This window comes from Pseudomonas sp. LBUM1661 (assembly GCF_059695925.1).
Genome location: NZ_CP166794.1, coordinates 3,401,390 through 3,416,055 on the forward strand (window position 1 = coordinate 3,401,390; position 14,666 = coordinate 3,416,055).

Sequence of the window (14,666 nt, forward strand, 5' to 3'; positions counted from 1 at the left end):
GAAAACCTCTTGTTATTTATGGCCCGATTTACCCAGGGCTTTAGTCACTAGTTGCTCGTAGAGTTCGGCGTAGGGTTCGACCGCCTTGCACCAGTTGAACGGTGCCGCCATGGCGCGGCAGCGCATGGCATTGAGCAGGTCGGGGTAGGCGAATACCTTGAACGCGCGGCTCAGGGCTTCTTGATAACTTTCTGCCGTGGATTCGTCGAACAGGAAACCGGTCACGCCGTTTTCAATGGTGTCGGCCAGGCCGCCAGTATTGCGCGCCACCGGCAATGAACCGAAACGCTGGGCATACATCTGGCTCAGGCCGCAAGGTTCGTAACGCGAAGGCATCAGCAGGAAATCGCTGCCGGCAAACATGCGCCGGGCGTCGGTTTCGTTGAAGCCGATGCGCACGCCGATCTGGCCAGGGAAGCGCAGGGCCAGCTCACGCATGGCTTGTTCTTCTTCCGGCTCGCCACGACCGATGATCGCAATCTGACCGCCCGACTTGACGATGTATTCGGAAACGGCTTCGGTCAGGTCCAGGCCCTTCTGATAGACCAGGCGTGAAACGACAGCGAACAGCGGCCCTTCGGAATCGTCCAGGCCGAACAGGGCGCGCACGTGGGCAGCGTTGACCGCTTTGCCTTCCCAGTCGCCGATGCTGAACGGGCAGAACAGGTGCGGATCGGTGGCCGCGTCCCAGCTTTCATCGATGCCATTGGGAATACCACTGAGCAGGCCTTGCTGGGTCTTGGCGGCGAGAAAACCGTCGAGGCCGCAGCCGAAGGCCGGGGTGGTGATTTCCTGGGCGTAGGTCGCGCTGACCGTGGTGATGTGGCTCGAATAGGCCATGCCGGCCTTGAGGAACGACATCTTGCCGTAGAACTCCATGCCTTCCTGTTGCAGGGCGTGCATCGGGATACCCAGCTCCGGGCAAGAGCCCAGGCTGGTGACGCCTTGGTAGGCCAGGTTATGGATGGTGAACAGCGTCGCGGTGCGCTGACCACGCCAGTGCATATAGGCGGGTGCCAGACCGGCAGGCCAGTCGTGGGCGTGCACCAGATCCGGGCACCAGTGGATTTGCGCGAGGTTGGCGGCAATATCGGCAGCCGCCAGGCCCAGGCGGGCGAAACGAATGTGGTTGTCCGGCCAGTCGCGACCGTTGTTGGCGCCGTAGGGCGAACCTTCGCGTTCGTAGAGTTCGGGGCAGATCAACACGTAAATGACCAGACCGTCGGGCATGTCCATGCGCCCGATCTTGCAGGGCGGCAACGCTGCATGACCGCCGAGTTCACCAATGATATGAATCGGGTTTTCGCTGTGCAGCACCTGCGGGTAACCGGGAATCAACACGCGCACATCGTGCAGATGCGCCATCGCCCGTGGCAACGCTGCCGAGACGTCGCCCAAACCACCGGTCTTCACCAGATCGGCGATTTCCGAGGTCACGAACAATACTTTCTTGCGGTTAGGATTCTGACTCTTGACCGGTGCCAGCGTCTTGGTGCTGGGGACGCTAATCGATTGGGCACTTGGAGCACTCACGGCGCTCGATTCGCCGACCTGCTGATGAGCACGTTCTCCCTGAATATCTAAAGCCGTACTGATCATATGAATCTCCCGTGTTGTTGATCTAATTCTTAGGTCTGGCAAACGGTGTTCCGTGGCCAATTCCTGTGGCCGGGCGCAAACGCGCTACGCATCGGTGAGCAAGCGCTGCCCAATGCGCTGAAGCAGTAGGGGTGGAGTAGCCATTGCAAGGATTGCACCAGTCGCAACGTACCTTCCTTTTAGGTGACCCTTCACGACTGGCAAACGTTCAGACTATTTTTCCACTTTGTGACCGACTGGTTTCAACTCGCGAAAATCAGTCTAGGCCAGAAGTTAGAGCGGGGAAGGCCAAATGGCAAAATTGTTCGACAATCGGTTTATAGCGGTACGGACGTACCGATTGGAGGGCGAAACGCACCGACGAAGTGCAGGTTTTTTGGGCTTTTTGCCTCAAAAAGTAGTGAGGCCGTCATATAAATGTGCGAAGCACCGTAACACTCGCGCACTGTTGTGGTGCGCGATTGGTAAGTCCCGCTTTTGGCCGAACCGCTGCCTTACGGCTGGCCATGCTGCCTTGTTATAGTTCGGGCCTCATTTTTGCCCGGTAAAGGATCACTACCATGCCTCAGTACACCGCGTTCACCGTCGAACTCGTCGACAAAATCGCCCATGTGCAGATCAATCGCCCAGAAAAGATCAACGCCATGAACGCCGCGTTCTGGAACGAAATCATCGAGATTTTCCAGTGGGTGGATGACACCGACGAAGTCCGGGTGGTGGTCCTCAGTGGTGCGGGCAAACATTTTTCTTCCGGCATCGACCTGATGATGCTGGCCGGCGTGGCCAATGAACTGGGCAAGGACGTGGGGCGCAACGCGCGCCTGCTGCGTCGCAAGATCCTCGCCCTGCAGGCGTCTTTCAATGCAGTCGACAACTGCCGCAAGCCGGTGCTGGCGGCGATTCAGGGTTATTGCCTGGGTGGCGCCATTGATTTGATCTCGGCGTGCGACATGCGCTATGCCGCCGAAGACGCGCAATTTTCGATCAAGGAAATCGATATCGGCATGGCGGCCGACGTCGGCACCTTGCAACGCTTGCCGCGGATCATCGGTGACGGCATGCTGCGTGAACTGGCTTACACTGGTCGCACCTTCGGCGCCGAAGAAGCGCGTGGCATGGGCCTGGTCAATCGCGTCTACAGCGACACCACCAGCCTGCTCGACGGCGTCATGGGTATTGCCCGCGAAATCGCCAGCAAGTCGCCGATTGCCGTCACCGGCACCAAAGAGATGATCAGCTATATGCGCGACCATCGCATCGACGACGGCCTCGAATACGTCGCCACCTGGAACGCCGCCATGCTGCAATCCACCGATTTGCGCGTGGCCATGGCCGCCCATATGAGCAAACAGAAACCCGAATTTCTGGATTGAATTAAACATGACTTCACGCTGGACCACTGCAGTACTGGATACCGACCAACCCGGCGGCTGGGCCGTGGCGCGCAGCCCCGAGGGTTTTCTGTTCGATGACAATGGCGCGCTGTTTCCGCGCGAATGGCTCAAGCGCCAGGACCTGTCGGTCATTTCCGAACATGGCATCGGTCATCTGGATGGCGAACCGGTGTACCTGCTGGAACTGCGCAACCACAGCGACGTGCCGGGCTGCAACTGGAAAGGCTTGCGCGCATTCATGCTTGAAGCCGATCACACGGTTTACAAAGTGCTGGGGTATGCCGCGCAGATCGGCACCTGGGCGCGCGAGCACCGCTTTTGCGGCAATTGCGGGCAAGCGACCCACCAGGTACCGCGTGAGCGGGCGATGTACTGCGAGCCGTGCGAGTTGCGTTATTACCCGCGCATCTCGCCGAGCATGATCGTGCTGATCACCCGAGGCGACGAAGTTTTGCTGGCGCGTTCACCGCGTTTTGTCACTGGGGTCTACAGCACGCTGGCGGGGTTCGCCGAGCCGGGCGAGTCGGCTGAGCAATGCCTGATTCGCGAGGTCCGCGAAGAAGTGCAGATCGAGGTCAAGAACATCCAGTACCTGGGCAGCCAGTGCTGGCCGTTCCCGCACTCGATGATGCTCGGTTTTCATGCCGAATACGCCGGTGGCGAGATCGTCTGTCAGGAAGACGAGATCGAAGACGCCCAGTGGTTCAACGTGCACGATCTGCCGCCGTTGCCAGCGTCAAAATCGATTGCCCGTTACCTGATCGACGTCTACGTGGCGCGGCGCTTAGGCCACGCTGAACCAGTGCTGCCAGGCTAACCGCACGGTCAAGCCCAGCACCACGGTGATGAACACCGGACGAATGAATTTCGCACCGCCACTGATGGCGGTGCGCGCGCCGAAGAAGGCGCCGACCATCACCGACAGGCCCATGCTCAGGCCGATGATCCAGTCCACTTGCCCGGAAAACACGAACACCGACAGCGCCGCAATGTTGCTGACGAAGTTCATGCTGCGCGCCACGCCGCTGGCCTTGACCAGGTCGATGGGGTACATCAGCAGGCTGCTGACGGTCCAGAACGCGCCCGTGCCGGGGCCGGCCACGCCGTCATAAAAACCGAGGCTGAAGCCTTGGGTCGATTGCCACTTTTTCTTGATCGGTGCGTCGCTGTCCAGCGGCGCTTTCGGCGTGCCACCAAACAACAGGTAGACGCCGCAGGCGAAAACGATCACCGGGAGCATCTTGTTCAACCATTCCGCCGGCAGGTAATGCGCAACCACGGCACCGGTGAGTGCACCGACCAGCGTGCCGACGATGGCGTGTACCCATTGTCTGGGGTGGAACAACTTGCGCCGGTAGAAGGTAAAACTGGCTGTGGCCGAACCGAAGGTCGAACTGAGTTTGTTGGTGCCCAACACCAGGTGCGGTGGCAGGCCGGCGGTCAACAGCGCCGGTGTGGTCAACAGACCGCCACCGCCGGCGATGGCGTCGATGAAACCGGCAATGAAAGCGACAAAGGCCAGAATGGCCAGGGTGGTGAGGTCAACGCTGAGTTCGAAAGGCATGGAATCGGCTTATTTCGGCGGGGTGCAGGAAAGGGCTGCGGGGAAGGGCCGATATCTTACCTATATCCAACATCTGCGGCGACTGGTCTGACGCCTTCGCGGGCAAGCCTCGCTCCTACAGGTTATGCGCTGCTTCTGTAGGAGCGAGGCTTGCCCGCGAAGACTGACTTGCAGGCGCTAAATCACTTTCGGTCAGGCCCATTGCCGATCTGCCATACAAACGGCGGCTCAGTCCCGTTGATCACCCAGTCACCGACAATCCGCGCTTTGTAGATCAGCGGATTATGCGAAGACACCGTTCGCGCATTACGCCAATGCCGATCCAGCGACTTGCCTTCGCGAATGTCCGACGCCCCCAGCGCATTGAACAACTCGGTCGTCGCCCGCTGGATCAATTCCGACACCACCACCTGAGCCTTCGCCGATTCAATTTCCGCCGCGACGTTGGCCGCGCGCTCCAGTTCTTCATCCCCCGAAAACCGTGCCAGATACGCCCGTTGCGCCGGTTGTGCGGCTTTCAATGCGCTGGCCTCGGCCGCATACACCAACGCGGCAATGTCGCCGACCACTTGCTGCACTTGCGCGTCCTGGCGGACATGCTGTGCATTGCCATGGCTGTAGATGCGTTTGCGTTCACGCACCTGATGCGCCACATCGCTCAATGCCGCACGGCCGATCCCGGCCAGGGTCGCCAGCAACACCAATTGATAAAACGCCGTCTGGTACTTGAAGCGGGTCGCGAAGTCGATGACGTTCTCGGCCTCCACCTCGGCATCGGTAAACCGCGAAGTGCCGCTGCCGGTGGTGCGCTGGCCGAAACCGTCCCAGTCGTCGCTTTGCACGATCCCGGGCTGGCGAGTGCGGACGGCGGCAATCACATCGCCACCGGTATCGCTGCGTTGGGCATAGACGTCGATCCAGTCGGAAAACAGGCTGCCGGTGCTGTAGAACTTCTCACCGTTGAGCCGCCACTGATTACCGTGCGGCGAGACCTTGGTGATGACATCGCCAATCGCCACGCTGCCAATCTCGGTCCAGGCGTTGCCGACGAGGTCACCGTCGACGAAGCGTTTGAACCACAGATCCCGAGCCGGCCCCGGTGGCGAGTTCAAGCGATCCTCGGCGAAGGCGAAGTGCCCGCGCAAGGCTTGAGGCACGTTGGAATCGGCTTCGGCCAGCTCGATCAGCAATTCAAACAATTGAGGCAGCGAGGCACCGCCGCCACCGTATTCAAGCGGCACCCGCACGGCGCCAAACCCCGCCTCCTTGAGCCACCGGATCGGCTCGAACGGCAAGCTGCGGGTTTGCTCGCGTTCAACCGCACCGGCGGCGATGCGCTGGAAAATCGGCCGGAACCTGCCGGCCAATGCCTCGTAGTCAGTACCAATGGACAGCGGGTTGATTACCTGGTGTTCGGTCATGGGACAGTTCCTTGGATCAGCAGTGAGTGCCAAGGGCGATTGCACAGTCCATGCCGGGAGTGGGGGCTCAGGGTTTACGCGGGGATGGCGATCCTCGAAGGGTTTCAAGTGTTGCTGCGACAACAGCGCAGCAGCAAATTGCCCCGGACACACCCAGATCAGTGTGGGAGCGAGCCTGCTCGCGAATGCGGTTGGACATTCAACATTTTTGCTGGCTGATACTCCGCTTTCGCGAGCAGGCTCGCTCCCACAGGGTTCTTGCCCAGTTTACGACTCTCGTGTCACACGTCCGTTTCAGCGGTGGCACGGTTGCTGCTCTTGTCCCAAGACTTCCCATACGTCCAGAGGACACGCCTATGAGTCAGCAAGCCGTCAAATTTGCCTACTGGGTACCGAACGTCAGCGGCGGGCTGGTGGTCAGCAAGATCGAGCAACGCACCCACTGGGGCATCGACTACAACCGCAAACTGGCGCAACTGGCCGAAGCGGCGGGCTTTGAATACGCCCTGACGCAGATCCGCTTCACCGCCGGTTACGGTGCCGAATACCAGCATGAATCGGTCGCCTTCAGCCATGCGCTACTGGCCGCGACCACCACATTGAAAGTGATCGCCGCGATTCTGCCGGGCCCGTGGCAACCGGCGTTGGCGGCCAAGCAATTGGCGACCATCGATCAACTGACTAACGGCCGGGTGGCCGTGAATATCGTCAGCGGCTGGTTCAAGGGTGAGTTCCAGGCCATCGGCGAACACTGGCTTGAGCACGACGAGCGCTATCGCCGCTCCGAAGAATTCATTCGTTCATTGAAGGGCATCTGGTCCCTGGACAACTTCACCTTTCGCGGTGACTTCTACCGCTTCGACAACTACAGCCTCAAACCGAAACCGCTGGGCCAGCCGGAAATCTTCCAGGGCGGCAGTTCCCGCGCGGCCCGGGACATGGCCTCACGGGTCTCGGACTGGTACTTCACCAATGGCAACACCCCGGAAGGCATCAAGGCCCAGGTCGATGACATCCGCGCCAAGGCGGCGTTGAACAATCATTCGGTGAAGGTCGGCGTGAATGCGTTTGTCATTGCTCGCGACACCGAAGAAGAAGCCCGCGCGGTGCTGGCGCAGATCATCGATCAGGCCGATCCGGAAGCGGTCAATGCCTTTGGCGATGCGGCGAAGCAGGCGGGCAGGGCGTCGCCTGAAGGCGAGGGCAATTGGGCGAAGTCGACGTTCGAGGATCTGGTGCAGTACAACGACGGCTTCAAGACCAACCTGATTGGCACGCCGCAGCAAATCGCCGAAAGGATTGTGGCGCTCAAAGCGGTGGGCGTGGATCTGGTGCTGGCGGGGTTTCTGCACTTTCAGGAAGAGGTGGAGTACTTCGGCAAGCGGGTGTTGCCGTTGGTGCGTGAGCTGGAAGCTAAAGCACAACTCAAACAGACTGCAGCGGTCGCCTGACCGCTACAAATCCCTGTGGGAGCAGGCTTGCCCGCGTTGGCGGCGTGACAGGCAACATCATCGTTGACTGATATACCGCTATCGCGAGCAGGCTCGCTCCCACAATGGATCAGTGTTTACAGGCCCAGGTCGGACAGGCCCGGATGATCATCCGGGCGACGACCCAGCGGCCAGTGGAACTTGCGCTCGCTTTCCTTGATCGGCATATCGTTGATGCAGGCAAACCGGTTGGCCATCAAACCGTTCTCGTCAAATTCCCAGTTCTCATTACCGTAGGAACGGAACCAGTTACCCGAATCGTCGTGCCATTCATAGGCATAACGCACGGCGATGCGGTTACCGGTGAACGCCCAGAGTTCTTTGATCAACCGGTAGTCCAGCTCTTTCGCCCATTTACGGGTGAGGAAGCCTTTGGCTTCTTCGCGGTTGTAGGCGAATTCCGCGCGGTTACGCCATTGGGTGTCCAGGGTGTAGGCCAGCGACACCCGTTCCGGGTCGCGCGAATTCCAGCCGTCTTCAGCCAGGCGAACTTTCTCGATGGCCGACTCACGGGTAAAGGGCGGCAATGGCGGACGAACTTCAGCGTTAGACATGTACAGTCTCCCTATTAAAGTAATAGTTCAAGCAAGTTGTCGGGCTTGGTCAAGTTATTACAGGTCCAATAACTTTCGCGCCATGCATTGCGCATTATCGGCAGCACTGTGATCACCCATGACAAGCGCCACGGTGATGGCCCCGTCGATCAGGATCAGCAGCTGTTTGGCCAGCGTCTCCGGGTCTTCAGCGCCATATTCGGTACAGAGCTCGCGCAGGTAGTCGAGCAGCTTCTGTTTATGTTCTTTGGCCACCAGGCGAACCGGGTCTTGCGGGTCACCGGTTTCGCCGCTGGTGTTAATGAATGCGCAGCCACGGAAGCCTTCGGAGGCGAACCAGGCCTTGAGCACGGTAAACAGGTTGAGCAGCCGCTCGGCCGGGGTTTCGGCCTGGTCGACGGCGCTTCTGTACCAGTGCATCCAGCGCACATCGCGGCGTTGCAGGGCCGCGACGGTGAGCGCCTCCTTGTTGGTGAAGTAGCGGTAGATACTCTTTCTGGAGACGCCGGCGGTCTTCACCAGAAGATCCATGCCAGTGGCCGCGATGCCACTTTTGTAGATCAACTTTTCGGTGACATCCAGAATGATGTCGCGTGTGTCGTTGCTTGTGATTTCGTTCATGCGGATTACAGTAGAACGGTCGTTCTTCTTGGTCAAGTAGATATTTTTATCGCCTGTGAAGTTGCCTTCGCGGGCAAGCCTCGCTCCTACAGAAGAATGCGTTCCCCTGTAGGAGCGAGGCTTGCCCGCGAAGAGGCCAGAACGGACAGCCACAAGACCCAAGCCGATCCATGGTGTAAGCTCTCGGGTTCTTCGGATTCGACCCATTGCGAGCCCTATGCCGTCGCTTTTCAAACGCCCTCTGCTGCCTAAACTGCGCAGTTTTCCGCTGACCGCCGATGCCGTCACCATCCTGTCCGGTGCCGCCGAGTTTCGCCGTTGCCTGCTGGAAAAAATCGCCAGCGCAACCCAGCGCATCTACATCGTTGCGCTCTATCTGCAACAGGATGAGGCCGGCCAGGAAATTCTCGATGCCTTGCACGCGGCCAAACTGGCACGTCCTGAACTGGACGTGGTGGTGATCGTTGACTGGTTGCGTGCCCAGCGCGGCTTGATCGGCGCCGGCAAGCAGCCGGGCAACTCGGCCTGGTATCAGGAAATGACCCGTACGCATGCCAGCGAAGTGCCGGTGTACGGCGTCCCGGTGCAGACCCGCGAGCTGTTCGGCGTGCTGCATCTCAAAGGCTTTGTGATCGATGACTGCGTGATCTACAGCGGCGCAAGCCTCAACAACGTCTATCTGCACAAGTTCGACAAGTACCGCTATGACCGTTATCACGTGCTGCAGAACCAGGCGCTGGCCGATTCGATGCATCACCTGGTCAAGCACGGCCTGATTACCTCCAAGGCGGTGCATCGCCTCGACCTGCCGAACCCGCCAACCACCCGCAGCCTGCGCAACGACATTGGCGACCTGCGTAGCCGCCTCAAGTACGCGGCCTACGACACCACGACGGGCACCACGGACAAGAGTGGTCTGTCGGTCAGCCCGTTAATCGGCGTGTGCAAGAACAACCCGTTGAGCCGGGTGATAGGCGAACTGATCGCCAGTGCCCAGCATCAACTGACGATCTGCACCCCGTACTTCAACCTGCCGCTGGCGGTAACCCGGGAAATCAACCGGGCGCTGGCGCGAGGCGTGAAGATCGACATCATCGTCGGCGACAAGACCGCCAACGACTTCTACATTCCACCCAGCGAGCCGTTCAAGGTCATCGCGGCGCTGCCGTATCTCTATGAGATCAGCTTGCGGCGCTTCGCCAAGCGTCATCATCGCAGCATCGAAAGCGGGCAGTTGAACCTGCACCTGTGGAAAGACGGCGACAACACCTATCACCTCAAGGGCATGTGGATCGATCAGCGCTACACCTTGCTGACCGGCAACAACCTCAATCCGCGGGCCTTTCGTCTCGACCTGGAAAACGCCTTGCTGCTCGATGACCCCAAAGGCGAACTGCTGGAACCGCGCCGGACCGAACTGGCTCAGATTTTCCAGCACACCAGCCGTATCGAGCGCTATCAGGACCTGGAAACGCTCCTGGATTATCCGGCGGCGGTGGCCAAGTTTCTCCGGCGCGTCAGTCGGGTGCGGATTGAACGGTTGCTCTATCGGATTTTGTAAACGTATACGGGGTTGGGGCCCGAGAGAACCAGGCAAAGGGGTAATCAGCGGCAGAGCGTAATTTTATAGTTCCTTTCACGTGTGCGTTTTAGGCTGAGGCCATGCACCCATGTGAAAGGAATATGAAAAAATGCTCGCGACCTCTGCCGTAACAAGCACTGACCGTTCCGGCCTATCTCATCCCGTTCTAGAGACTCGCGCGCCGACCCACTTGGCCGAGCGGGTATTACACACCGGCAGTAGCTCAGCGGAACTGGTCAAAGATTTTCCCGCAAATTCCCGACGCCCCGAACACAGAGAACATGCAGAAGGGGGCGAGGATAGGGTGCTCGGCGAGGCAGGTGATTCAGATAGAGCTGTACAAGCTGATCGAGATCTACAAGCGAGCATGCTGGGGCAATTGCAATCCAGGCGAAATATTCCGCTGCCTGTCCCGCGAGGCAGTTTGATCGATGAGCCTGTAGATCTTTATAAACAAACCTTGAACGATCCCAAAGTGCTTGCCTGGTTAGAATCCAAGGGCTTGGCGCTGGATTCATTGATCATTCGAGAGCACTCGATATCTGGAAATGTCACCGGTAGTGATGTGAGCAGCACCGAAACGTTTACCGTGTCAGATGCCTCGGGATGGTGGCAGGTATCAGCGCAAGTTCTCGCCGCGAGGCAAGTACTTGATCCTGGTGATTTCGGTTTACCGTATGTCGATGATCGAAAACTTATTCCGTGTAATGTGATTATTGATTTTTATGGGGTGGTGCCGCCGACTTCTGACGAGGAGGTTGACGCACTTGCCAATCGCCTGAAACGCGAGGGATGGCCGGAGATTACCCCAGGGGAAAAGGTCGAACTGGATAACGAGTGTCATACCGTCAAGGCGTTGATCAGAGAGGCGAAGGTACGCACCCAGTTGATCAACACGCTTGAAAATGTCGTGAAAGATTCGGAAAACGCACAGAACTTTCCATTGTCCTTTGACTTGCAACAGAAGCTGTCTTTCAGCGGATTTGGCAATCCCAAAAACACGGGTGAAGTGTGCAACATCATTCGATGGCTACAAACTTCACTACCTAAGGCTACCCCACTGGGCGATTACGGCGCTGAACTGCTGTGGGACAGCCAGTCACCGGTACGGTTGACCGCAGCGGAAAGAGCGACAGTTATTAAGCTGGCGAACGAGGTTTCAAACGGCGCCAGTTCGATTATTGATGAGTTAGGCGCTGACTTGCTGCTCAACACATCCGATGAATACAGGCGAAGCAACGCCGACGAGTTGCTGAACGACATGTTCGAAAAAGACCAATTCGTTGCCTTGGGCCACCAATTGCTCCAGGCACTGGACTGGTATGGTGCGTGTCAAACAGCGTCGCCAGAGAACTATGAGACGCTGTTGCTGGCAGCGATCAAACTGGAAGTCGATCCTGACTTTTCCGCCAAGTCCGGAATCATCGCGGGCTATGACGTCTACCAACCAAAGAACCTGGGACGCGATCTTACGGTCGTGCGCACAGAGATTGAACAGCACCTTATCGAACACAAGGGCGTGAGTGCGCAGGCGGCGCCACTGATTGCGCATTTGTTTTTGGCAGATGTAGCGCCCGAATTTCTCGCGCAGGATCTCAGTGAGGGCATTCAGGTGGGCACTGGGGCCTGGATGGCCCTGAGCCTGGGTGGCGCAATTGCTGAGGTTCTGGACCCCGGGTGTTCGCGAATCATGACCACTGACCAGTTGATGACGCTTGCTCTGCTTGAACCCACGACACCTGAGCAGGAACTGTTGTTCAAGAACCTTGCCGCCGATATTTCGATTTTATGGGCCGTCATGAATGGCGTTATACAACGTCATGAAGACTCCTCTTACTCTTCCGAAGACTACAAGACAGCCGCGCAAATGTTCGCGACCCAAAGAGACGATCTTTCTAACGCGCTGGAAGGATTCAAGCGCGAACTGCATACGCGAAGGGAACTTGCAGCCAAAGAGCTTCGGATCGCCTTTCCAATAACACTCAAGCGACTAACGGAGTCAGAGGCGCGAATGCAGCCCCCAACGGAGAGAAAGCAGTTACCCATGGAGGAAATAATAATCGGGCCTCGGCAAATTGAAGAATTCGACACACGATATAAGGGCAAGACGAAATTGATCGTCGAGGCTTATATGGACAAAGAGGGTTCTCCGCGAAGTTGGGAAATGTGTGATGTACAGATGCCGGATCAGCAGTTTGACGACGGCTGGAGCAAGTTGCCCGACCTGGACAAGATCTTCTCTGCGTCTGTGGACAGTTTTTTTGATGCGCGAAAGCAAAGTTTTGTTACCGCGACCAAATCCCTGATTGCGACGTTGCCGCTGGAAGATCGTCAGAGCCTTGAGTTTGGGGAAGTGAGATTTTTTACTTTGCGCGAAGAGACGGGGATGCCTAAAGAAGATGAAACACCATCGAACCGGGCGAAATTCCAAGGTCGCCAAGGGACGCTGTTGCGCTGTGAGGTCCAGGACGGGGAGGAGAACAAAGTTAGCTATTTCGAAGTATTTCCGGGGCGGATGTCCATTATCAAACGCACGGATTTGCCTCATGAGTTGCCACTGGATGGCGTAAAAAAAATCGAACAGGTCAGGCTCAAAGGGACGGTCAACGTTGATGTACAGCGTGGAACCGAATTACCGTTTGATTTTGCTGCCTATGCAAAAGGTTCCGAGCCGATAGCTGGCGCTAAATCGCAAAAGCTTATTATCGAAAAACTGGGTGGAAGCCTTCCCGCCAGGGCAGAGCAAGAGGGCCGTGCGTCCGTGCCGAACAGTTACTTCTCAGAAAGGACCTCGGATATTGTCGACAGAATCGTTAACGACAATCTTCTTCAAGGAGAGCGGGACTTTTTGTTTGAAAAAGCCAAAGGCACCACCAGCGAAGAAGACAATCGTGCGTACCGTGAAAAAGTCACGAATTTCCTGTTGCAACTGATTCCCTTCGTTGGTTGTACGCAAGATTTGAGATCAGGGGATCGAATGCGCTTCATTAACGGCGCCTTCGGTTGTTTTACAGACCTGGTATCCATCCTGAACACGGTAGCGGGTGGTGTGGGCAAGCTTTCTAATGCGTTGAAGTCCGTCGCCCCTATCAGAGCCAAGGCCTTTGAAGTCCTCAAACTTGCCGGGCAGACCACGGTTTCATTGGTTAACCCGCTGGACGGGGTGTCAGGCGTTGCCGCAGGGGGCGCAAGAACCCTTGGTGGTTTCGCCAGGCTATTCAAGAGTGGCGCATTCGCTTTCACCAAAACGGGTATTGGACATCTGCAGACAAGCGTGGATCGTCTGCGGGGATACTTTGGAGGGTTTGCCAGTGGAGCCGCTGGGACCGCTCTACCCAATCGGATGAACACGTTTGCTCATCGCGTCACCGGCACTGTCGACGGCACCGACATAACGGCCATTCGAGATAATGGAAAATGGTACGCGCTGGATAAAAACGGTAACCCGATTGGCCGGGCGCTCGACAATTTCATAGTGCTGACGGCCTAGGACCGATCGAAAAATACTGACAAGGGCCCATCCGCAACGCTATCGCAATCCGTGAAGCCTGGAAGGCCTGCGACTGAATGTTGAATCCAGTCGCAGGCCGGTGGTGCTGCAAACCTCAGTTCAAACCCAATTTCCCACGCAACGTCGACAAATCCTCAGCCAGTGTATTCACCGGCCCGACCAGCGCCTTGCGGTCGTTATCCTTCACTTTGTCGTAGGTCTCGAAACCGCCATCCTTGGTTTTGTACTTGGCCAGGATCTTGTTCACGGAAGCGAAGTTCTTGTCGACTTTGGCGATGAAGGCCGCGTCTTGTTTCTGGATCTGCGGACGGAACAGGTCGACGATTTTCTTCGCGCCGTCGATGTTGCCCTGGAAGTCATACAGGTCGGTGTGGCTGTAGCGATCTTCTTCACCGGAGATCTTGGTCGCGGCGACTTCTTCCAGCAGCGCAGCGGCACCGCCGACGACTTTTTCCGGTGGGAAGGTCAGGCCGGCCACGCGGCTTTGCAAGTCTTTGACGTCTTTATCCAGGCCGTCGGCCAGTTCGCCCAGGCCCTGGGTGCTTTTTTCCGAGAACAATGAATACTCGATGCGGTGGAAACCGGTGAAGTCTTCGGCTTTCACACCTTTTTCGTGGTCGTCGACACGGGAGTCAATGGACGCGTCGAGGTCACTGAACAGCTCGGCAATCGGCTCGATCGACTCATAGTAGACGCGGGTCGGTGCATAGAGCTTTTGCGCAGTGGCCAGGTCACCTTTTTTCACCGCGTCGGTGAACTGTTGGGTGTGGCTGGCCAGTTCATCCAGCTGCTCGGTGACGTAGATCTTGTAGTCCGAGACCGGCCCCACCAGATCAAGCGGCGCCGTCGCCGCGAACGCCGAAAACGGGGTGCTGAGCAAGCCAAGGGTCAGCAGTAAAGCGAGTGGCGACTTTTTCATGGGACGGTTCC

11 protein-coding genes are annotated in these 14,666 nt (G+C 57.7%); 5 read left to right on the plus strand and 6 right to left on the minus strand.

Going from position 1 to position 14,666, the window contains the following annotated elements; all coding sequences use genetic code 11:
• Positions 1 to 12: 12 nt before the first annotated feature.
• On the minus strand, positions 13 to 1,599 hold the full coding sequence (glgA, locus tag ACA057_RS15515) for a glycogen synthase GlgA (protein ID WP_497349756.1): 1,587 nt from the start codon (positions 1,597 to 1,599) through the stop codon (positions 13 to 15).
• 560 nt (positions 1,600 to 2,159) lie between these two features.
• On the opposite strand from glgA, the gene ACA057_RS15520 reads away from it, so the two are divergent.
• Both ACA057_RS15520 and nudC read left to right on the plus strand, forming a co-directional pair.
• Positions 2,160 to 2,972, plus strand: a complete 813-nt coding sequence (locus tag ACA057_RS15520) for a crotonase/enoyl-CoA hydratase family protein (RefSeq protein WP_497349758.1) — start codon at positions 2,160 to 2,162, stop codon at positions 2,970 to 2,972.
• A gap of 7 nt (positions 2,973 to 2,979) precedes the next feature.
• Positions 2,980 to 3,810: an NAD(+) diphosphatase gene (gene nudC / locus ACA057_RS15525; protein ID WP_497349760.1), complete on the plus strand. Its 831-nt coding sequence runs from the start codon at positions 2,980 to 2,982 to the stop codon at positions 3,808 to 3,810.
• Here the strand turns inward: nudC and ACA057_RS15530 are convergent.
• Positions 3,778 to 4,557 carry a TSUP family transporter gene (locus ACA057_RS15530; protein WP_497349762.1) on the minus strand — a complete coding sequence of 260 codons (780 nt, stop codon included), beginning with the start codon at positions 4,555 to 4,557 and terminating at the stop codon, positions 3,778 to 3,780. The genes nudC and ACA057_RS15530 overlap by 33 nt on opposite strands.
• Positions 4,558 to 4,739: 182 nt before the next feature.
• A complete protein-coding gene (locus ACA057_RS15535; protein ID WP_497349764.1) occupies positions 4,740 to 5,978 on the minus strand; it encodes an acyl-CoA dehydrogenase family protein in 1,239 nt (412 codons plus the stop codon).
• A 356-nt stretch (positions 5,979 to 6,334) separates the two neighbouring features.
• Here ACA057_RS15535 and sfnG point away from each other — a divergent pair, with 356 nt between their 5' ends.
• Positions 6,335 to 7,429: a dimethylsulfone monooxygenase SfnG gene (gene sfnG, locus ACA057_RS15540; RefSeq protein ID WP_497340143.1), complete on the plus strand. Its 1,095-nt coding sequence runs from the start codon at positions 6,335 to 6,337 to the stop codon at positions 7,427 to 7,429.
• A gap of 116 nt (positions 7,430 to 7,545) precedes the next feature.
• Here sfnG and ACA057_RS15545 read toward each other — a convergent pair whose 3' ends face one another.
• Both ACA057_RS15545 and ACA057_RS15550 read right to left on the minus strand, forming a co-directional pair.
• Positions 7,546 to 8,022: a nuclear transport factor 2 family protein gene (locus tag ACA057_RS15545; RefSeq protein ID WP_497340145.1), complete on the minus strand. Its 477-nt coding sequence runs from the start codon at positions 8,020 to 8,022 to the stop codon at positions 7,546 to 7,548.
• Between the two features lie 57 nt (positions 8,023 to 8,079).
• The gene (locus ACA057_RS15550; protein WP_497340147.1) at positions 8,080 to 8,643 is read right to left on the minus strand and encodes a TetR/AcrR family transcriptional regulator; all 564 of its coding nucleotides are present in this window, start codon (positions 8,641 to 8,643) and stop codon (positions 8,080 to 8,082) included.
• Positions 8,644 to 8,860: 217 nt separating this feature from the next.
• Between ACA057_RS15550 and pssA the strand changes: the two genes are divergently transcribed.
• On the plus strand, positions 8,861 to 10,204 hold the full coding sequence (gene pssA / locus ACA057_RS15555) for a CDP-diacylglycerol--serine O-phosphatidyltransferase (RefSeq protein WP_497340149.1): 1,344 nt from the start codon (positions 8,861 to 8,863) through the stop codon (positions 10,202 to 10,204).
• 130 nt (positions 10,205 to 10,334) lie between these two features.
• A complete protein-coding gene (locus ACA057_RS15560) occupies positions 10,335 to 13,715 on the plus strand; it encodes a hypothetical protein (RefSeq protein ID WP_497340151.1) in 3,381 nt (1,126 codons plus the stop codon).
• A 115-nt stretch (positions 13,716 to 13,830) separates the two neighbouring features.
• On the opposite strand, the gene efeO is transcribed toward ACA057_RS15560, so the two are convergent.
• Positions 13,831 to 14,655 (minus strand): iron uptake system protein EfeO, encoded by an 825-nt coding sequence (gene efeO / locus ACA057_RS15565; protein ID WP_497340153.1) that lies wholly within the window; start codon positions 14,653 to 14,655, stop codon positions 13,831 to 13,833.
• Positions 14,656 to 14,666: the final 11 nt, after the last annotated feature.